The organism is Nocardia sp. NPDC049190 (genome assembly GCF_040648115.1).
Classification (GTDB): Bacteria; Actinomycetota; Actinomycetes; order Mycobacteriales; family Mycobacteriaceae; genus Nocardia.
In genome coordinates, this window is sequence record NZ_JBEZDE010000006.1 from 89,275 (window position 1) to 110,443 (window position 21,169).

General features: G+C 62.9%; 17 protein-coding genes and 1 pseudogene. 16 read left to right on the forward strand and 2 right to left on the reverse strand.

Going from position 1 to position 21,169, the window contains the following annotated elements:
* Positions 1-46: 46 nt before the first annotated feature.
* From mobF to AB0B25_RS07775, 4 genes are all read left to right on the forward strand, one after another.
* Positions 47-6,064: a MobF family relaxase gene (gene mobF, locus AB0B25_RS07760; RefSeq protein WP_357176191.1), complete on the forward strand. Its 6,018-nt coding sequence runs from the start codon at positions 47-49 to the stop codon at positions 6,062-6,064.
* Between the two features lie 137 nt (positions 6,065-6,201).
* On the forward strand, positions 6,202-6,975 hold the full coding sequence (locus AB0B25_RS07765; RefSeq protein WP_357176193.1) for a hypothetical protein: 774 nt from the start codon (positions 6,202-6,204) through the stop codon (positions 6,973-6,975).
* Between the two features lie 12 nt (positions 6,976-6,987).
* Complete coding sequence (locus AB0B25_RS07770; protein ID WP_357176194.1) at positions 6,988-7,779, forward strand: alpha/beta fold hydrolase; 792 nt, start codon at positions 6,988-6,990, stop codon at positions 7,777-7,779.
* Positions 7,780-7,844: 65 nt separating this feature from the next.
* Positions 7,845-8,447, forward strand: coding sequence for an acetyl/acyl transferase (locus tag AB0B25_RS07775; protein ID WP_357176196.1), 603 nt, complete (start codon positions 7,845-7,847; stop codon positions 8,445-8,447).
* Here the strand turns inward: AB0B25_RS07775 and AB0B25_RS07780 are convergent.
* Together AB0B25_RS07780 and AB0B25_RS07785 are read right to left on the reverse strand one after the other, a co-directional pair.
* Positions 8,442-9,176 (reverse strand): glycosyltransferase family 25 protein, encoded by a 735-nt coding sequence (locus AB0B25_RS07780; protein ID WP_357176198.1) that lies wholly within the window; start codon positions 9,174-9,176, stop codon positions 8,442-8,444. The two genes, AB0B25_RS07775 and AB0B25_RS07780, sit on opposite strands and share 6 nt — an antisense overlap.
* An 11-nt stretch (positions 9,177-9,187) precedes the next feature.
* Entirely contained in the window at positions 9,188-10,384 is a 1,197-nt protein-coding gene (locus AB0B25_RS07785; protein ID WP_357176200.1) for a hypothetical protein, read from the reverse strand.
* Between the two features lie 375 nt (positions 10,385-10,759).
* Here AB0B25_RS07785 and AB0B25_RS07790 point away from each other — a divergent pair, with 375 nt between their 5' ends.
* The 12 genes and pseudogenes from AB0B25_RS07790 (at position 10,760) to AB0B25_RS07845 (ending at position 21,025) form a co-directional block, all read left to right on the forward strand.
* Complete coding sequence (locus tag AB0B25_RS07790; RefSeq protein WP_357176201.1) at positions 10,760-11,539, forward strand: aspartyl/asparaginyl beta-hydroxylase domain-containing protein; 780 nt, start codon at positions 10,760-10,762, stop codon at positions 11,537-11,539.
* Positions 11,482-12,405, forward strand: coding sequence for a nucleotidyltransferase domain-containing protein (locus AB0B25_RS07795; RefSeq protein ID WP_357176203.1), 924 nt, complete (start codon positions 11,482-11,484; stop codon positions 12,403-12,405). The genes AB0B25_RS07790 and AB0B25_RS07795 overlap by 58 nt, the downstream gene beginning before the upstream one ends.
* Positions 12,402-13,004 carry an LOG family protein gene (locus AB0B25_RS07800; RefSeq protein WP_357176205.1) on the forward strand — a complete coding sequence of 201 codons (603 nt, stop codon included), beginning with the start codon at positions 12,402-12,404 and terminating at the stop codon, positions 13,002-13,004. Before AB0B25_RS07795 ends, AB0B25_RS07800 begins: the two co-directional genes overlap by 4 nt.
* A complete protein-coding gene (locus tag AB0B25_RS07805; RefSeq protein WP_357176207.1) occupies positions 13,004-13,546 on the forward strand; it encodes a phosphoribosyltransferase family protein in 543 nt (180 codons plus the stop codon). The genes AB0B25_RS07800 and AB0B25_RS07805 overlap by 1 nt, the downstream gene beginning before the upstream one ends.
* Positions 13,547-13,578: 32 nt before the next feature.
* Positions 13,579-14,223 (forward strand): HAD-IA family hydrolase, encoded by a 645-nt coding sequence (locus AB0B25_RS07810; protein ID WP_357176209.1) that lies wholly within the window; start codon positions 13,579-13,581, stop codon positions 14,221-14,223.
* A 162-nt stretch (positions 14,224-14,385) separates the two neighbouring features.
* Positions 14,386-17,058 (forward strand): alanine--tRNA ligase, encoded by a 2,673-nt coding sequence (alaS, locus tag AB0B25_RS07815; protein ID WP_357176211.1) that lies wholly within the window; start codon positions 14,386-14,388, stop codon positions 17,056-17,058.
* 536 nt (positions 17,059-17,594) lie between these two features.
* On the forward strand, positions 17,595-17,912 hold the full coding sequence (locus tag AB0B25_RS07820; RefSeq protein WP_357176213.1) for a hypothetical protein: 318 nt from the start codon (positions 17,595-17,597) through the stop codon (positions 17,910-17,912).
* Positions 17,913-17,990: 78 nt separating this feature from the next.
* Positions 17,991-18,376: pseudogene (locus tag AB0B25_RS07825) on the forward strand (SIS domain-containing protein); the annotation flags it as partial.
* Positions 18,377-18,379: 3 nt separating this feature from the next.
* Positions 18,380-18,811, forward strand: a complete 432-nt coding sequence (locus AB0B25_RS07830; RefSeq protein WP_357176433.1) for a hypothetical protein — start codon at positions 18,380-18,382, stop codon at positions 18,809-18,811.
* Positions 18,808-19,269, forward strand: a complete 462-nt coding sequence (locus AB0B25_RS07835) for a hypothetical protein (protein ID WP_357176215.1) — start codon at positions 18,808-18,810, stop codon at positions 19,267-19,269. Before AB0B25_RS07830 ends, AB0B25_RS07835 begins: the two co-directional genes overlap by 4 nt.
* Before the next feature lie 300 nt (positions 19,270-19,569).
* Entirely contained in the window at positions 19,570-20,202 is a 633-nt protein-coding gene (locus tag AB0B25_RS07840) for an HAD family phosphatase (RefSeq protein ID WP_357176217.1), read from the forward strand.
* 247 nt (positions 20,203-20,449) lie between these two features.
* Complete coding sequence (locus tag AB0B25_RS07845; protein ID WP_357176218.1) at positions 20,450-21,025, forward strand: NUDIX domain-containing protein; 576 nt, start codon at positions 20,450-20,452, stop codon at positions 21,023-21,025.
* Positions 21,026-21,169 lie beyond the last annotated feature (144 nt).

Sequence of the window (21,169 nt, forward strand, 5' to 3'; positions counted from 1 at the left end):
GTTGACGGCCCTGGAATCTTTTGCCACCTGGATGCTTGATAGATATATGACCGCGACTATCCATAAAGTCGTGGCAGGCAACGGATATCAGTACTATCTGCGCAATGTGGCTGCGCACGATGCCAGCACACGTGGCCGTTCCAGCCTGGCCGACTACTACTCGGCACACGGGGAAGCTCCCGGGTGCTGGCACGGCGCCGGGCTGGCCGCTCTCGGCATCGCCACGGGTGATGAAGTAACCGAAGAGCAGATGAAGTCCCTGTTCGGACTGGGTCGTCATCCCAACGCCGACCTGATCGAAACTCGGGTTTATGACGAGGAGATCCGGCTCGGTGCCAAACATAAAGATGCCGCGCGCGCGGCCGATCGAGCCTCACGTTTAGGCAACCCGTTTCGCATTTATGCCGAGGTTCCCAGGTTCCGGAAACGGTGTGCGGAAGCGTTCGAGCGACACAATATTGCGCACGGTGCAGATGCGCAGGACGCCATTCCCGATGCGGAGCGGGCGCGGATCCGTACCGGTATCGCGTTTGAAATGTTCACCGAACAGTACGGTCGCGCGCCTCTGAATGCGCGGGAATTGTCGGGGTGGGTGGCGAAGAATTCGCGCCCAAATACCACGGCGGTTGCGGGTGTCGACATCACCTTTTCACCCGTCAAGAGCGTGTCGGCGTTGTGGGCTCTCGCGCCGCGGGAGGTTTCGGACAAGATCGAGACTGCGCACCAGCGTGCGGTGCGCGACGCGCTGTCCTGGTCTGAGCAGCACGCGATCTTCACCCGATTGGGTCGCAACGGTGTGCGCCAGGTCGACGTGGACGGCATCGTCGCGGCATGTTTCACCCACCGTGACTCGCGTGCCGGGGATCCGGACCTGCACACCCACGTGCTGATAGCCAACCGGGTGCGCGCCCTCGATGGCAAGTGGCGCACCCTCGACGGTGCCGCGATTTACCAGGCCGTGGTCACCGTGTCGGAGGTCTACAACACCCGCTTGGAACACCACCTCGAAGATCTCGTCGGCGTGGAGTTCGCAGAACGCCCAACCAGTGACACGACCAAGCGACCGATCCGTGAGATTGTCGGCGTACCCATGCCGCTGATCGAGGCGTGGTCGCGGCGCGAAGCGGCGATCAAGATGCGCTTGGGCGAACTCGCCACCGACTTCCAACACCGCTTAGGGCGCGAACCGATCCCTGGGGAGATGTATGAGTTGGCCCAACGTGCCACCCTGGAAACCCGCCCGGCCAAACACCAACTACGGTCGCTGGCCGAACAACGCAACACCTGGCGGACCGAGGCGGTGGCGTTGCTCGGCGGCCGCGAAGCGCTGTCGCGGATGGTTATGGCGGCCTTGAGTCCGGTGCGTGCGCCCCGTGTTGCGGTGTCCGCGGAATGGATTGCGCGAACGGCCGCGCAGGTACTGGAGGTGGTGTCGGAGCACCGGTCAACCTGGCGGCGCAACAATGTGCGAGCCGAGGTTGAGCGGCAGGTGCGCGGCCGCATCCGAGGCCAGGATTGGGAACAGGCCACCGAAGCTACCCTGGCCGAAGCACTCTCATCGCCACAGTCGATTGAGCGCGGCGACCCCGATATCGCTGACGAGCCCGAATTGCGCACTGTGGGTGAGCTGTTGCGCCGTCGCGACGGCTCTAGCGCCTACACATCCTCCGGCTCGACGCTGTATACCTCGGCACGCACGTTGTCGGTGGAACAGGCCCTGATCGAGCTGTCAGCGCAGTCCGGTGCCCGCAAACTCCCACCCCACCTGGTGACGGCTGCGGTCAAAAACTACAACACTGCATTGCCGGACCGGCCGCTGAATGCCGGGCAGGTCAACCTCATCGAGGGCTTCGCCACCTCGGGGTTGCGGGTGCATACCGCCAACGCTCCTGCCGGTTCAGGGAAGACAACCGCGATGGCAGTGCTCACCGATGCCTGGCACGCCAGCGGCGGGCAGGTCCTCGGCCTGGCACCTACCGCGTCGGCTGCGGCGGTGCTGGGTGAGTCGATCGGGGCGCGGACCGAGACTGTCGACAAGGTCCTCGACGTCGTGGCGCGTCATACACCGCGCCTTGAGGATCCCGTTTTGGAGCGCGAGGTCCCGCCGTCGTTGCCGGAGTGGGTGCTGCAGATCGACTCCGACACGTTGGTGATCGTGGATGAGCATGTCAAGCTCGGCAACCTCAAACGCCTTCGGCTGCTGCGGTTTCTGGTCGATCGTGGGGCGACGGTGCGCTGTATCGGTGACGATCATCAGCTGCCCGCGATCGAGTCCGGCGGCGCAGGCGCCGACATGAATGCCGCCGCACTCGAACACGCCATCACCCTCAACCATGTCGTTCGGTTCGCCTCAGCAGCCGAGGCGACGGCCAGTTTGCAACTACGCGAGGGCGATCCCGCAGCGCTCGGTTGGTATCTGGACAACACTCGTGTGCATGCAGGCCACCAGGGCGCGACGCAAGACGACGCCTACACTGCCTGGAATATCGACCATCTCGCCGGCCGCGACAGCATCATGCTGGCACCGACGCACGCGATCGTTACCGCGCTCAACGCCCGCGCTCGCGCTGACCGCATCATCCGCGACGGTGGCGAATTGGACGCGGAATGCGTGCTCGCCGACGGTCTCGCGGCGTCGGTTGGTGACACGATCTGTACCCGCCGCAACAGCCCGCGACTGCGTATCGGCGCGCGCGATTGGGTACGCAACGGCTACACCTGGACCGTCACCGCCGTCCACGATGACGGCAGCCTGACCGCGACGCACCTGCGTTCCGGTGGAAAACAGGGCGATTGTGTGCGTCTTCCCGCCGAATATGTGGCCGCGCATGTGCGACTCGGCTATGCCACGACGATCGATTCCGCGCAGGGAATCACCGCAGACACCTGCCACGTCGCGCTCACCGGATCCGAGTCACGTCAACAGCTCTACGTCGCGATGACCCGCGGTGCGCACGCCAACCACGCCTACATCCCCACCGCGCTCGACGGCAGCGAAGGCTCATTTTGGAGCGAACCAGCGGTGTTCCCCCGCACCGCGGTCGAAGTGATGGTGCGCATCCTCGGCCGCGACGGCGCACAAAAGTCAGCGCACACGCACCTGCGTGACGCGCTCGACCCACACCGGCGGATCGGACGCGCGCTTGATATCTACCTCGACACAATCGGTGTCGCCGCCGAACACGCCCTCGGCCCCGACGGCCTGGATCGTCTCGACACCGCCGCGGAAACGCTACGACCAAACCTCACCGACAGCCCCGCCTACCCCGTGCTACGTCAGCATTTAGCGACGATCGCGCTATCGGGCCGTGACCCCATAGCTGCCCTGCACGCCGCCGCCAGCGCGCGGGAACTCGACACCGCTGATGATGTTGCCGCCGTATTGGACTGGCGTCTAGACCCTTCGGGTGCGCACTCGACCGGCACCGGACCGCTGCCGTGGGCGCCTGGCATCCCCCAAGGGCTGCGCGCCGATATCGACTCCACCGAACTCAAGCCACGCGCCCGCATCGTCGGCGACCTTGCGACCCAGATCGGCCGCGACGTTCAGTCCTGGACAGCAGTCACCGCACCACACTGGGCCCGCCCTCTGATCGGTTCCGATCCTGAGCTGCTCGGCGAGCTCGCGGTCTGGCGCGCGGCACTGCACATCGACGACCGCGATATGCGACCCACCGGTCCGCCCCGCTACAGCAGACTCGAACGTGACCACCAACATCAGCTCAACGCGCGGGTCACCGACGTGTTGGGCGATACTCGTCTGCCGGTCAATAAGTGGGCCGATACGCTCGAGCGTCTGGACGCCCGGGTCGTGCAAGACCCATATTGGCCGATCCTTGCCGACAAGATCGAGGTCGCATCCCGCGCCGGAATCGATATCGCGACCCTCCTCACCCACGCCGCCGCGCACCGACCACTACCCGATGAAATGCCGGCCGCTGCACTGTGGTCGCGGCTGGAACTGGAACCCTCCGCACTCGATGCCGGCATCGGACACCAGAAACTACGCCCGGACTGGATCACCGACCTGCACGCCGTACTAGGCGACGATGTCACCGACCGCGTCACCAGCGACCCCGCATGGCCGCGGGTTGTCGCCGCGATCGACCATGCAACCAGCACCGACTGGACACCACAGCAACTGCTGGCCACCGCCTACGAACTGCTCCTCGGCGCCCAACCCGACGACACATCAGGCCTACGCCCCGACCAACTCGCCAGCGCTCTCGCCTGGCGCATCGATGCACTCCTGCACCACACCCCCACTCCGCGCCACGGCAACGGCAACGGCAACGGCAACGAAACTCACATCGATACCCTGCCCGAACTTGCCGCGACACCCGGACCCGAACACGACCACAGCCCACACCTCAGGCCTGAACCTGCACAGATCCCGGAAGTCGAGCGTCGACTTGCGCACACTGACGCGGCCGCGGGCGACCTTTCCGAAGGCATCTGCGATGTGGCGCACCTGTTCCGCATCGGCCAAATCAGCGCTGCAGTCAGGGCGTTCGGCGACGTCACCGACATCGCCACCGAAGAGCAACGCGCAGTCCTCGAAGAAGTCGCGGCAACGCTCTACCGCCACAGCTTTCCCGTCGCACGCGCACGCCTACGTTGGGCCGGCGAACACTTCCCCCAGCACCGATCGCTCATCGAGTCGTGCACACCATCCGTCGATCCACACGTCTACCAACCCGACACCACCCCCGCCAAACCCGTCTACCGCCGCGACCGACGCCACGAAGCCGCCCGTGACCACCACAATCACACCGACCCGGCCGCACGCCACGACCCCCTTACCAATGCTCACATCGAGGCCCGCCGAGCCGAACAGGGATACCATGACACCCGAGCCGACGTCGACGACCAACCGTACGATAACCCGGTTCCTGACGGGGTCGGCCACCACTACGACCGCCCAGTGCTGCCCGACACCCGCCCGGCATACCGCCCACTCGACTTCGACTTCGCCGCTCTACCCGACGCCCGCGGACTCGACTGTGTCGCATGCGGCCTCGAACGGCCTCGCATCGACACCACTCCCATGCCGCCACGGCGCGCTGACGACGGGCTCTGCGGCGACTGCCGAGACAACCACAAACCCGCCATCCCCGACCACGATCCCGCCGACCACATCACCGCTCGCTGCGACCACATCGCGGCGACCAAACCTGCCCCCGCCGCCCGCGCGATGCTACGTCGCGACTGGCGCGCTACCCGAAACCCCGCGCATCGGGCCACGATCGAAGCCTGGATCAGAAACCACCCGCTGCCCGACACCGCGCAGGAGCCACGCTCCCACGACTCAACCGTCGCCGATCCAACCTCGAACAATCCGCTGTTCCTGCTCACCGACACCCAACTCGACGAGCACATCGATGAGCTTCACCAGCACCTCGCACTCGCCGACACAGACGCCTTCCTGTTCAACCCGCCCCAACACACCTCAAACAGCAAATTGGACGCCAACAATTTCATCCGCCAGCACACCGCAGCGCAACAGGCGATCCGCGACGCCCGCACCGCTGACCAACAACTCCACGCCGCCGCAAAAGCGGTCCACGCAGTCGCGACCAAACTCTTCGATGCCCGCGCAGCCCTCGATGCCACACCCAGCTACCGCCGCAACCAACGCCGCGAACTCCAGACCAGCATCGACACCCTGATCGCCGAACAAACCACCCTCAGCCGTGATCACAGCACCGCACGCGCCACTTCCCGCAAAGCCAACCGCGACGCCATCCTGGTCGCCGCAACAGCCGACGGCTGGGACCATCTGCTCGACACCGACCCCGAACAGGCGCCGGGCCTGCACCTCCCCCACACCGACGTGCGGCCCCGGATCGCCGAGGAAACCCGCACGCGGATCGCCGACACCCACCGACAACTTCACCAGTACCGCGCCGAACAACACCGCCGCCGCAACCTCAGCCCGGCACAGCTCGCGCACGAACAACAATTCCGACAGCACACCGAAGCCGCTGACGACACGGCGCATGCGGTCACCGACCAGCAGTCCGAGCCCCTCGACCGGCAGCCTGACAAAGACTTCGGACTATGAGACAGAGGCATCTTCGAGCACGCCACCACGAGTACAGCAGTTGGGTGTGATCCGCCGCGGCTAAAGTTGCAGGGCATGGACAGGATCCCATTGCTGATGCAGAGAACCTGGGACAGTCTTGCCATCCGGGAGTAGACGTGATTGATCAATTGCACGTAACGCGGCGCCGCCGGCCCGCCGCCGATGCGGTAGCCCTGGATCTTACGCAGGCGGTGTCCCCTGCTCAAGTCAGTCTAGCGAGACGTCAGCTGGGTCGGCGCGGTTGCGTGGTGGTGTCTGAAATTATCCCGCCATCGTTGCGGAATGCCGTTGTGACCGAGGCAGTTCAGTTGGCCGACGCGTTGGGAGTTCGACGAGACCTGGAGCTCGCGGAGACCGGGTTCAGCCCGCGTCGCATGTCCAACGTCATGCACGGCCTGATCGCCGAACAGGGCGTTGCGATTTCGCAGGTGTATGAGTCAGAGACGCTCCTTCATGTGCTTTCATCGATAGCCGGGGAGCCCCTCTTTCCCTGTCCATACGAACCCGAGCGGTTCGTGATCACCAGACTTGAGCATCCGGGCGATACGCACGGGTGGCATTGGGACGACTACGGTTTCGCGTTGGTCTGGGTTGCTGAGTGTCCCGATCCAGTGGATGGCGGGTTCGTCGAGAGCATCCCGGACACCGCCTGGGACAAGCAACGGCCGGGGATCGAGCAGATTCTTCGGGACCGCCGTGTGCATCGGCTGGACCTGAGCGCAGGAGATGTGTACCTCATGCGAACGGACACAACGTTGCACCGAGTGCATCCGATCCGGCGAGGCCGACGGACGATCGTGAATATGGCGTTCGCGCGACACGACGAGTTGTGTCGAACAACTACTCACGAGACGATGGACGCGTTGTGGTCGACGCCTGGGACTGAATGAACGGAGCGCCCGGTGGATCGTTTCACCTTGAAGTCAGTGGACGGCATCGAGCTCGACGCCGCTGCGCATTCCTCTCAGTCGAGTGCTTATCGCGGAGCCGTGCTGCTCGTGCACGGAATCACGGTCGACCTCGACGAAGGTGGAGGTATGTTCATCCGGCTGACCGAGCTGTTAGTCGCTGCCGGGTTCGACGTACTGCGGTTCTCCTTCCGTGGTCACGGGAACAGTGCCGGAACATCACGCGGAGTCACCTTGGCTGGTGAGTGCCTGGATCTGCAGGCGGCCGTGGAGGACATCCGCGGGCGGTTTCCAGGCCCGCTGTCCATCGTCGCCGCCAGCTTCGGTGCCGTAGCCACTGTTATGTCCCTCCCGTGGCTGGCTGGCAGCCTACATCGGTTGGTCTTGTGGAACCCAGTACTCGACCTCCACCACACATTCCTCGAGCCAAAATTGGACTGGGGTAGAGAGAACTTTGGCCCAGAGCAGCAGAAGTTCCTCGAGGCCAGCGGCTACCTCGTCGTCGACGGCACATTCGAGCTCGGTCGTGTGCTGTTCTGCGAGTTTGCCAACTACCTACCTCTCGATCACTTCGTGGCAAGCAAAATACGATCGCTGATAGTGCACGGGGACCAGGATTCAGCGGTGTCGTACGAGATCGCCGCTGATGCCGCGAGATCGCGCCCCGACACCGATTTGCACACGGTGGTCGGTTCAGACCACGGGTTCGACTCGCGTGAACGCGAGGACGAAGCGATTCACGCAACAGTTGACTGGCTGGTCGAACAGTCTGCACCCGGCTCGTGAATCCAGCCGATATGTACGGGCAGGTCCAATTCGGAGACGCCGTCATCGTGGGCGAGAATTGTGTCTTGGGCTACCCGAAGGAAGCCCGGCTGCGAGAAGCCCAAGGCGGGCGGCGAACAACGGGTGATACCGTCGTGCTCGGGGACCGCACGATGCTGTTCAACCAGGTGGTGATCCACGAAGGGACCACACTCGGCGCGGATTGCCTGGTCGAAGATCGCGCGCGCATCGGGTATGGGTGTGACATCGGCGAACGAACTCGCCTTGTCCACGGTGCCTACCTTTGCGACCGAGTTCGCATCGGAGTCGACGCCTGCGTGGCTGGATTCATCTGTGATGCGACAGCTATCGGGGATCGATCAACTGTGATGGGAGACTTGGTACACGAGTACACCCGCCCCGACCTTGGATGGTGGGGTGTCGATGAGGCACCGCCGGTCATCGAGTCGGACTCGGTGGTCGGGTTCGGGGCTCGTGTGGTCGGCGGCGTACGCATCGGTCCACGTAGCTATGTTGCCGCGGGAGCAGTCGTTACCCGCGACGTACCTGCTGAACACGTCGTGACAGGCATCAATACCCAAACCCCGATCGATAGCTGGCCCGGAAAGCGGCTAGCAGCCCTAATCCAGCAATGGACAAAGCCCCAAGGCGCCACGATCAGATCATGACCCAACGAACTGAGACTCCTCGGTATCGCTGCCAGCGTCGGCCTTGTCTCGTTGGGTAGCGAGGGGAGGATCGAACGCCAATGCGGCGAGTCTCGGAGGGAAGCGTCGCCGCATATCAGGGCGTGGGTGCGGCGCGTAGAGAGCCGGTAGGAACTCGTCGATCGGGACGATCGCCTTGGGAAGGTCGGTAGTCAGTGCGATGCGCAGGCCTTCGCGAGTGAGCAGGTAGGCGAAGCTGCAGTGGCTGTAGCCAGGCCGGACGATTCCGGGTACCGATGTCGGTGTGTCAGGATCGAGGCGGTATCGCCCAAGATAGAGCAAGTCGAAGGGCTCGTCGGAGTTGTTAAGTCGGCTCAGACCTTCCCGAAGGCGACTGCCTACCTCGGGAACGAGGAACGCGTCGTCTTCCAGAACAAGTACGTAAGGGCTGCTGCTGTTCTTTTCCGCATGCCGCCAGCAGGCGAGATGGGCAATGGTACAGCCGACTTCGCCGTACTTGAGAGGTCGATTCCACCAGGGATTGTCGGAATGGATCTGCCAATCGAACAGCGAGATGCCGAGGTCAGCGATGCCGGACCGGGCGATCTCGTGCCCGTCGATGGTTACGTCAAAGTCTGACGTGTAGGTGACCGGCGTACCAATCGGCAACCTGTGTTGGATCCACGTCCGCCGATCAACTCGGCGCGGCAGGTTCACTACATACGTGGAAATAAGGTCCGAGTCGATCACGATGCAACCCTCTACGAATACTGCCGGTGGCGGGTGAAACGTACGGTGTTGTCGACAACCACCTTCCAATGACCGCCGTATGGACGCGACATCAGGAGAAGCGGCTCCACGACGGCGAGATCGGCGACATCGGTGAGGCCACCGACGCGCCTGGTCTCCGTTACTACGACGAAGTCGTCGTCACCGGCGCGACCGGTGATGTAGTCCGCGTTTGTGGAGCCTCGGCCGGCATCTAGGAGGCAGCGTGCGGCACCGAGAACGCCGAGGGTCAGACACCCCCCGAGGAGGAACACAGTTGTGCCTTGCACTGTGATTCTGGTTAGGACAGCGAGGTCTTCGATCAACTCGCCGCCAGGAGTCCATCGTGGTGCCAGGGTTAGGTTGTCGAGATTCGGAACCACTAGTGGATCGTCCTCCCCCAGCGGATGCGAGTCGAAGCGAAAAGGCAACTGCGGCAGAAATTCTCGATACTTGGCGTTCCACGGCGGGCCCCCGATGACGACTAGTACGTCGGCATGGGTACCAAAGTATTCTGATGGAGCGAAGTCGCGTACGACCACATGGGGCGCCAACTGTGCGAGACGGGTACGGACGAAGATCAGCGTGTCGAGATCAGCGAACTTCGCGTACCGGAGGTAGTTCCGATCATGCGGCGATGCGTAGTCGGGCCGCTCTTCAGGTGGAATCTCCGAGCAAACGATATCCACACCGCCGCCACGCTTCAGACCCCAGAACCGATTAATCGACTCCTCGGCATTAGGTTGTTCCGCACCATGGGCCGATCGTTCAGGCTGAAGCTGTGGCGGGTTGGTCAACGAGGACGAACCGGTCAACAGCAGGTAGGCAAGGGTCTCCAGCGCGTAATCGGAACGCCGGCGCACAGTCTTGACCGCGCACTTCAACTGTTGGGCCAAGGATTCTTGCCGGTCGGTCAGCGTTGAGTACCTATGGTCAGGCCGCAGATTGAAGTCGACCTCGACGTAGATGCGCTCACTGTCAGACAACTGCTCGATCGTTCGACGTAGAACCCTCGCGAGGCATTCGACATGCCCCGCAGACCGGGGCTCGAACTCATAGCCGCGGGAAAGATAGGCCTGAACCGGATCGTCGATCGCCGTGAGAAGTGTCGTAGGGCGCGCCAGTCCCTGTCCTCGACGCAGCCGTTTGAGGCTGTCCTTCATCTGGTCAGCCGAGGGAGGTACGGGCATCTGTCCACCTTATGTCCACCAAAGATGGTTTCAACACCGAGTATTCGGCAGCGACGGCGACGAAGATGTCCAGAAATTGTCCTTTAGCGGTGGGGGGTCCACAAAAAGGGGACACGAGCGGGATGGCGGGGCTGCGGGACCGAGTGGAAACTCAAGCGTGAATCGAAGACCGGACGCCCAGGACCAAGGCACCTGGGCACATCGCGCAACTACTGCGGTCTAAGTAGAGGGACTTCGATGCGTTTGGCTCGCCCCGATTTTCCTCGGGGCCGAACGAGGAGGTGGATCGACATCCGGTCGATGACAGCAGGGAGCCGCACGTTGCTCGAACAGCTCGCATGCGTTCATGCGATCGACGGTCCAACCTTAGGCCGAATGCGACACGAGGCGCTGACCGTTCCGGCAGAGCGGCACTGGGTCGCCGAATACTCGCAGTATCAGTCAGGCGGTTGGTCCACGCTTTCGCTGATGAACAACTCGGGGTCGCCCACCGACGTGCGGATCGCAGATTGCGTCCCAGTCGAGACCACCTTGTTGCGGCAGATGCCGACCACGAGAAAGTTCCTGGCCTCACTCGGACTCCGGTACATGTGGGTGCGGCTCGCTCGACTCAGTCCGAATTCGTTTCTGTGGGAACACCGCGACTATGACGAGTTGGATGAGGTCGAGCGGCGGCGACTCCACGTCCCCCTGATGACCAACAGTTCCGCGACACTCGTGACCGGCGGCAAGCGTGTATGCCTGCGACCTGGGCATATCTGGCAATTGGCGCCGACTCACGTGCACGGGGCATGCAATCTCCTCGGGCCAGATCGCTATCACCTCCTGATCGACTGCTACTCCAACGACCGCCTGTCCGAACTCACCGCATCCAGGTGGCTCGACGATGCAGACGTCGTCGATCTACCCGTAGCGACGGACGATGAAATACAGCGTCACTTGGACAAGGCACTGACGCTAGCGCGCCTCGGCTACCTGCAGTCAGCGGAGAACTACCTCCTGCGGTTGTTCTATCAGCAGTCGCTGCCCGAGGGTCGAATCTATGACCTGATCGCTTGGTTGTACGACGAACTCGGTGACGACAGTGCCGCTCGTGAGTGGCGGGCAAACAAGATGGCGCGACTTGGAATCGACGGATCGAAGGGTGTGGCATGACGCTATCCGTGCTTACCAAGCTCGCTGAAGCGAATCGTCCTGAGCAGTTCGCGCTGCTCGAGCGTGTCGCGGAGAGACTGTCCAGCAGCGATGCTGTGACTGCCTTGCTGGTGCGAGGTTCCCTTGCCCGCGGAACGGCAGATCGACTGTCCGATATCGACTTCGTTGTCGGAGTCGAAGATTCGCGGTTCGAAGATTATGTATCGGTGCTCGATGCCCTGGCCACCACCGAACTCGGCAGCATTCTGCCGGGGTGGCGGGACTCCATCGTCGGCCACATGGGTGGGCTCGGCTTCGTCTACCTCATAGGGTGGGCGGGTCAGCTGCAGCAGCTGGATCTATACGTCGCTCCGGCGAGCTGTATCGGTCAAGTGCAGGAGCACACGGTCTGTCAGACGATCTTCACACGCGATCGGACCGCAGACTACAAACCGAAAGCCCAGACCACACGCTTTGTCTCCGACGAAACGAATCGACCGCGGTCATGTACAGATCTTTTGGTCGAAGTCATGGTCATCGGCTATTTGATTCGCAAACGGATTTCGCGCGGGCAACAGCTCATCGCTTACTCCGAAGTATTCCTGTTCAACACCGCGGCAAAGAACCTGATCAAGGCAGCACTGGCACCCAGGTCGACGTACTACGGTTGGTATCAACTCGAGGCGGAGGTCGGCGTGACTCCCATCGGGAGGGAGTGCCTTGCCCACCTCATGGCGTTGATCTCCGCACCCGGCATACCAACAGTCGCCTCGTTGACAGACGGCCTGAACCGAGTGTTCGCAGTTGCGGAAATGGCCACGCCCGAAGCGATCGGCACGATCAGAGATGCGATCGACGCCTACCGCCACTACCTGGAGCTGCCATGAGTCTTCAATCCGAAAAAACCAAAATAGCGAGCTTCTTCGGTGGCGTCGTACCGGCCTCCGAAGAAGAGGAAAGGCTGGCCAAAGACGTCGGGCGTGACCTGGCAGCAGCCGGGTTCGTACTACAGCATGGCGGCTACAACGGCTTGATGGAGGCCGCCGCGAACGGAGCATCTGGCGCAGGTGGTGAGGTAGTGGCTGTCACACTGTCCGACGTTGACTGGGGAGAGTTCAACCCCTTCGTTTCGCAGGTCGTCCGCCTACCCAAGATGGGCGATCGACTCCACCAGTTCCTTGACGATGTCGATGTGGTGGTAGCAATGGGCGGCGGTGTGGGCACCCTGCACGAAATTGCGGCCGCGCTCTGGTACGCAGGCAATATTCGCCCGGTGCCAGTCTGGCTAGTCGGCCAGACCGCCTTGCGACTGGCCGCCTTCCTGCGCTCGGAGCATTGGCTATTCGAGTCCCCTACGCGTCCGCTCGGCTTCCTCCGCGGAGTGGCCGACTCCATTGCGTTCCGCCGAGCACTTTCGGACTTGACTGACGATCGAGATACGAATCCGGCTGCAGTCAGAGGAGAGCCTCGAATGGAAGGCGACTAATGCTGCCGTTTGATCTGGCCGAACGCATCCGAGCAGCTGCAATCCAGCGCGGCAAGTTCATCTTGAGTTGTGGCGACACGCTCGATGAATATTTCGATGAGTACGGACTCGCCGCAGACCCCATCTTGCTGAACGATGTCGCCCACGCACTTGCCCGGAACCTTCCACGACGAACTGACAGCGTGGTCGCCATGGCGCTGGGCGGCGTACCCTTCGCGGTAGCTGTATCGGCAATCTCTGGCCTTCACACCAATTTCTTCCGGCCCTCACCAAAATCCTACGGAACGCGCAGACAGATCGAGGGCCGCTCAGTCGACGGTAGCAGAGTCGTTTTGGTCGACGATGTGGTCCGAAGCGGAGCTCAGGCCCTCCGAGCCGCAGAACTACTGCAGGATGCCGGCGCCACGGTCGTTGCGGCGTTGTGTGTGCTGGACAGGGAACTGGGCGGCCGGGAACGTTTGGCTCAGTGCGGAATAGAGCTGCACGCACTGCTGACACCGGCAACTCTCTATGCGCTGGGTTCGGAGAGGACAGCGAGTTGAGTTGGCGCAATCTACAGTCTCGATACTGTGCCGTGTTCGATCTGGACGGCGTCATTGTCGATACCCATGCTGTCATCAAGGAGGCGCTTCGAGCGCTCGCCTGCAACGCTGGAGTAACGATCGACCCGGACGTATTGGACGCCACTGTTCTGTTACCGCCGGTCAATGCCCTCCTCGCTCTCGGGGTCTCAGACGCACGCCAGATCTACGACAGCGACTACGACAAGGCCCTTTCGCTCGCGACCGGAGAGGTTCTGGTTTTCAACGAGGTCGTGGCAGGGATGGCGACTTTGGCGAAGGCTGGAGTCGGACTTGGCATCGTTACCGCCCAGGCCCGAGGTCGACTCCGCTACCTGCTCCCACCCGAAGTGGCGGAGTTGGTCGAAGTTGTCATCGCTCATGAAGACGCGCCAGCAAAGCCTGCCCCGGATGGAATCCTGGCCGCCTGTGCGCGTCTTGGAGTCCCCCCTGAAAGGGCCTTTTTCATCGGCGATCGAACTACTGATGTGAGGGCAGGGCGAGCAGCCGGAGTCACCACAGTCGGGGCAAGCTGGGGGATCGCCGGCGCGACCGCTCTTCAACGCGAAGGTGTCGACGTGCTCCTCGCTACACCTGACCAGGTTGGGCCCTCCATTCTCGCCCAGATCGACAGCCGACGCGGACATGCCGGTAGCTGACGGCACACCGGGAAACCCTGACCAGCAGAAAACCCCTGTTCGGGACACGTAAAAACCATTGGACCGACCAGCCTTGGCACTGACAGCATTACCCAGCATCCAAGGTTTCGGTGCTGCACCTATCGACTGCAGCAAACCCACACCCACCCTAGGAAGGCGTCCATGCATACGGCCGACATCAGTAGCCGTGCCCTTCGGTTCTTCGAGAATCGCGGTCACACGGTGGTGCCTTCTGCACCACTGATCGCTGAGGACCCGACCCTGCTGCTGATCAACGCCGGGATGGCACCGTTCAAACCGTACTTCCTGGGTGATGTGCCGCCACCGTATGCGCGGGCCACCAGCCTTCAGAAGTGTGTCCGAACCGTCGACATCGAGGAAGTCGGCAAGACGAGTCGTCACGGCTCATTCTTCCAGATGTTCGGAAACTTCTCCTTCGGTGACTATTTCAAGGAGAAGGCGATTCCGTTCGCCTGGGAGTTCATGACCACGTCGGCGGCCGACGGCGGCCTCGGGCTGCCCGACGACAAGCTGTGGGTGACGGTGTACCTCGATGACGACGAGGCCGAGCACATCTGGCGCAACGAAATAGGAGTGCCCGCTGACCGGATCCAACGCCTCGGCATGTCCGAGAACTACTGGTCCATGGGAGTGCCTGGGCCCTGCGGCCCGTGCTCGGAGATCTGTTTCGACCGCGGTCCCGCGTTCGGTCGTGATGGCGGCCCCGTCGCGAACGACGAGCGCTACCTGGAGATCTGGAACCTAGTGTTCATGCAGAACATCCGAGGCGAAGGACCCTCCAAGGAGGGATACCCGATCCTCGGGGATCTGCCCTCGAAGAATATCGACACCGGGTTCGGGCTCGAGCGTATGGCCGCGCTGCTCCAGGATGTCCCCACAATCTTCGACATCGACACGACCCGTCAAATCCTGGACCTGGCGGCTGCCCTCAGCGGCTCCGAGTACGGCGCCAGCGTCAAGAACGACGTCTCACTTCGCGTGGTAGCCGATCACATCCTTACCAGCGTGATGCTGATCGGCGATGGCGTCACACCGTCCAACGATGGCCGCGGATACGTTCTTCGGCGAATTCTGCGCCGCGCGGTCCGCATGATGCGTCTGCTCGGCTCCGCCGACCCTGTGGTCGATGAACTCGTCGCGAAAGCCATTCAGGTCATGGGACCTACCTACCCAGAACTCATCGGCGAGCACGAGCGAATCGACCGTATCGCTGTGGCCGAGGAAGCGGCGTTTGTCCAGACCTTGAAGGCGGGGACCACCATCTTCGATCTGGCGGCCTCCGAAGTACGCAACAGCGATCGTCTTGTCCTGCCAGGCGACAAGGCCTTTCAACTCCACGACACTTACGGCTTCCCGATCGACATAACCATGGAGATGGCGGCCGAGGCGGGCTTGTCGGTCGACGAGACAGGCTTCCGCAAGTTGATGGAAGAGCAGCGTGCGCGAGCCAAGGCCGACGCGGTGAGACGAAAGACTGGTGGACAGGGCGACAGCGGTGTCTACCGCGATCTGCTCGCCCTCGGCTCCACCGAGTTCACCGGCTACACCGAACTCGAATCCGAGGCTGTCGTCCGCGGCCTGGTCCGTGACGGCGAGCGTATTCCTGCGGCTACCGAAGGGGAGATTGTCGAGATCGTTCTCGACCGCTCACCGCTCTACGCTGAATCCGGCGGTCAGGACAGCGATGCCGGCCTCATCGTTGCCGACGGCACCGACCTGGAGGTGCTCGACGTACAGAAGGTCGCCCGCAAACTGTGGGTCCACCAAGTACGTGTCCGAAGCGGCGCAGTGACCGAGGGACAGAACGTCCTCGCCAAGGTCGACCCAGAGTGGCGCATCGGTGCCCGCCAAGCTCATTCTGGGACGCACATCGTTCACGCTGCGCTTCGCCAGGTCCTCGGCCCGACCGCGTTACAGAGCGGCTCCTATAACAAACCCGGCTACCTTCGACTGGACTTCTCCTGGACCGGAGCTCTCTCACAGGAGACCCGCAGCGAGATCGAAGAGGTGTCCAACCTGGCGGTTCGCCGAGACCTTCCGGTGGCAGTCGAGTACATGCCCCTGCCCAAGGCCCGCGAGATGGGCGCGCTCGCGCTGCTCGGCGAGGCCTACGACGAAGCCGTCCGCGTGGTGGAAATCGGCGGGCAGTGGTCTCGGGAGCTTTGCGGCGGAACGCATGTGACACATTCATCGCAGGTAGGTCCGCTGACACTGATCAGCGAATCATCGGTAGGCTCGGGTCTTCGGCGCATCGAGGCCCACGTCGGCATCGACGCGCTCCAATTCCTCTCTGCCGAACGGGCTCTCGCGGTCTCGGTGTCTGACCTGCTTCATGTACCCACGACCGAGATCGCCGATCGAGTATCGACGCTACTGAATCAGCTCCGAGACGCTGAGAAGGAAATTGAGCGTTTTCGCGCATTTCACCGCCGTCAGCAGGCGATGCAGTACGCGAACGATTCCGAGACCATCGGCGGCGTCAGCGTGGTCACCGAGGATCTGCCGGATCCAGCAAACGGCGAGGACCTCCGAAGTCTTGCGCTCGAGATTCGCGATCACATGGAAGGTCGACCGGCTGCGGTGATCTTGACAGCACTCGCCAACGGCAGGCCGATCGTCGTAGCCGCAGTGAGCGAACAAGGTCGTCAACGTGGGCTGAAGGCCGGAGATCTCGTTCGGACAGCGGTCAAAATCATGAAAGGTGGTGGAGGTGGTAAGCCCGACATCGCGCAGGGCGGTGGCACCGATCCGCTCGCCACAGCATCCGCGCTGCAGGAAGTTCGCCGTTTTATCGGTCAGATCCTCACGCCGTAGCGTGCACAGCGGAGTATCTCGACCGGACGTATCCACTCAACAGCCTCGAACAGCGCCTGCGCGTCCAGGGGGCTAACCGATCCGCCAGCAGGTTCTCAGGTCGGCTATATCTTGCCCGCGCGCCGACCATTTGCGTTTCCGGTTTGTCTAAAGGCGGCTACACCCGGGTTTGTCTCACGGCGTGCCGCATTTCCTAGAGGGAATCGGTCGGCCTCCCAGGCGGTGCGCGTCACCTCACATGGTCTTGAGTGCGAGCGAAACACCTGTCCGTTGGCCGGGCGGTTCTCCTCGTGGCGATTGCTTCGTCGACTGGTGAAAACCACACCAGGCGCTCAGTCGGGTTGACGGTGTCGGGATCGACGATGGGAGCCGGGTCGTGGGTCCTTGCGACCCGCGCGAATTGCCGTCGGCGTTGATCGCCCATCGGTGCGTCGTCGACTCGATCACCACGGGTCCGTCGCCGACGCGAGCGACGCTCAGCGCACTAATCAGGAGGTGGAGATGACGAGACTTGTTGATTTCAGACAGGACTGACGATGGACCGCGAATCGTCGTTGATGTTCGGGCACCTGCGCAAGGAACTGCTCGGCGACCACCAGACCGACGTCAAACGGCGGCTGCGCGATCTCGCCGGCCTGAGCGGATTCGACCTCGCAAATATCTTCTGCGAGACGGGCGTGGGAACCGGCGCACTGTGGCAGTTGACGCAGGCGATCGAGTCGACCTGCGCCCGCGACATCGTCGTCCCGTCCGAAGTTCACTTGACGGCGGGCAGAGATCTGGAGCGGGAGAGGTTTCTCCGCGACCTCGACGCGATCGAGGGTCTGCGGGTGTGGGCGCCTGGACCTGAGTAACCGATCGGTGATGTTGAGCGGATATCGACGCAGCATCGTTCTTAGCTTCAAATCAACTGACTTGCAGGGAGATTCGCTATGGATGATCGAGCTGGACAAACGCGCATACGGGAATCCGGTTTCGATCGGGTCGCGGCGTTGGCCGCGGCATTAGAGCATGCAGACCTGGAGAAAGTCAGGTTGTGGGGCCAGTTGCTGGCCAGCCGGTTACCGCAAGGCGGGCGGGTGCTGGTGGCGGGGAGCGGCGGGTCGGCGGCCCAAGCGCAGCATCTGGTGGCCGAGCTGGTGGGCCGGTCCGAGCAGGAACGTTGGCGGCGTTGGCGTTGACCGCCGATTCAACGGTAGTGACCGCGATCGCCGACGACGCCAATGGGTTTGACGAGGTTTTCGCGCGGCAGGTGCGCGGACACGGCCGCGAAGGTGATGTGCTGATGGCGATCTCAACATCGGGGCGCAGCAGCAACGTACTGGCCGCGGCGGTCGAGGCGAACGCGCTGGGGATGCTCACCTTCGCTTTGACCGGGCCGACCGGAAACGCGCTGGCCGAGGTATGTGACGAGGTGGTGGCCGTCGATGCTCCGACGACCTCGACAATCCAGGAGTGCCATCTGTTGATCGCACACGAACTGTGCGCGGCCATCGACGCCGCCATAGCTGACAATGCGCCAGCGCCGGGCGCAGCGCGGGCAGACGCCGGGGTGGCGTCGCCGCCGAATCGGGCTCGGCACCTGATGGTCAGTGACGTGCTCGCCGATGGAGAAATGCCGGACAAGAACCCTCCGTCGCCGCGAAACCTCGTCACGACTGTTCTTCTGGTCGTCGAGCTGTTCCTGCTGCTCATCAGGTCCAGGGGCAGGGTGAACGATTTGCGCTCGGCCCGATCCGGAGGCGAGCGGTGACGACCACGGTGTCTGCGGCTGACATGGTTCACGAGCTGGCCGCTCGTTACCAGGAGATCAATGGCATGGGCAGTGTCGAGGTCGCCTTCGGCGACGACCGGATCATCCTCCGCGCTGGAGCGGTCGCTGGGATTCGCATCCTTCGGCCCCTCGCCGACCTCGTCCGCGAAGAGTTGCGGCGGCGTGACCTCCGCACCCCGACGATCGAGCATGTGCGGACCGGGTCTTTGATGTTCATCACCAACGCCGCACCACCCAAAACCCCCTGGGACAACGCACTGTTCAAGCACTTCGCGGCGCGGACAGTGATTGGGTCGCTGATCGCGCTACCCGGCCCTGGAGATGAATTGCGCAACTGGCTCGACGCGTCGGACGGCACCCTCCGGGTGGATTTCGATGACCTCGCCCGGATCACGATCGAAGCGACTGCGACGGGGCGACAGCATGGAGGGCGATGAACCGAACCGCAGACCGCCGGATGACCATGTGCGTCAGTCGATCCGTCGCCGGGATTCATCACTTGAACAGTACGAACGAGACACCAGTGCGGGAAGCTGTCACCCACGTCGCGGGACACCGCTACCTGCATACCTACGGCGGCGCCATCGCAATTGCCGCAGGTGCCAAAACCTAGTTCTCCGCCGACTCATCGCCGCACAGGCCGGCAAACCCGACGAATAGGATGGAGTGATCTTCCCGTGCCTCGACAACATTCGAGCCGCACTCAGCGCTGGAGCAAATCTGGCTCGGTAAGTCCAATGACGCAATCCATCAGCTTCTTCCGCCAGGTCCTGACCGACCGGGAGGCAGTAATTCTAGACTGGGACGGCACCATCGTCGACAATCAGCTGCGGAATTACCGAGCAGTGTGCGACGCGTTGGCTCAACACCAGGTCACTATGGAACAAGACTGGTATCGCCGCCATTGCGGACTGCCGATCTACGAGTTGCTCACCCGACTCCCTAGCGCCGAGCACCTGCCGCTCCAACAGATCATCGCGGACAGCCGCCGGGCGCTACTCGCATCGACAACACCGGGCACGCTCAGACCGAACACCGCCGTCATCGGTCTTGCCGAATACGCCAACAGCATCGGCCTCCGATGCGCAATCGCATCCGGCGCGTCGTCCGTGCTCATCAACGCCGGACTCGACGCGCTAGCCCTGCGCGATCTCTTCCACGCCATCGTCACCCGCGACGACGTCGCACACGGCAAGCCAGCCCCGGACACGTTCCTCGAGGCAGCTAGACGACTCGACGCCAACCCTGCGGCTTGCCTCGCCGTCGACGACGCCTCTGACGGCATACAGTCCGCCCGAAACGCAGGGATGCAGGTCCTGACCGTCGGCGGCAACAACGAACTTGCCGAAGTTGCCCCCGTCGATGGGTGAACCGCAGATTTCCGTGATCGCTCTCCCCTCTCGTCTCTTTCCTCTCGATCCGAGTATTGACTCGGTCAACTCGCCGAGCACTTGGCGCGACGGCCAGAGGTTCTCACTCATGCGCTGGTCAAGCAATGGACGCAACGGGCGGACATCAACGAACTCAGTGAGGTTGTCGCGCACATTCGTCGGGTGATCGAGACCGGATAGCTGGCCCTTCGGAAGTTGTCAGACCCGACGTCTATGGTCCTGGGCCATGGAGCCCGCCACCGCTGTCGTCGCCGAGATCGTCCAGGGCATCACGCCGCTCGACGCTCTCGAACGGCAGCATCGCGATCACACGCTGGCTTGGCTCGCCGCGACCGACGACATCTTCCGGCGCCACAAACCCGCGACGCCGTCACCGCATTTGGTCGCCTACGTCGTCCCCGTCGACCCGAACGGTCGCGGAGTCCTCCTTGGGCGACACCGGCTTTCGCAGCTGTGGCTGCCACCTGGTGGTCACGTCGATCCCGGTGAGCATCCGCTAGCGGCGGCCCAGCGTGAGGCGCATGAGGAGATGGGCGTCGAAGCCGACTTCAGCATTGTCGGCACCGATCCGGTGTTGTTGACCGTGACTTCGGTCTTCGACAACCACGACGGCCACGTCGATATCTCCCTCTGGTACGTGATCCGTGGTGACCGCACCCAGGATTGCGACTTGGATCCGCGCGAGTTCGACGGCGGGCGCTGGTGGGACATCGACCGTTTCGGCCTACCGGAATCCGATCCGCATTTCGCACGATTCGTGTCCAAACTCGAAGCCGCACTTGCGCTGCGGACCACACGGTGATGCCGCTGGTCGTAATCCAAGGCACGATTGCCGCTGCCGCAACCGAACGCGCGTGCACGTCCAACCCAACGCTCGTACGCTCACTAAACACCGGGGCCTCCCACCACTGTCGGAAAGACCGGGCAGGCAACCTACCACTCGGTA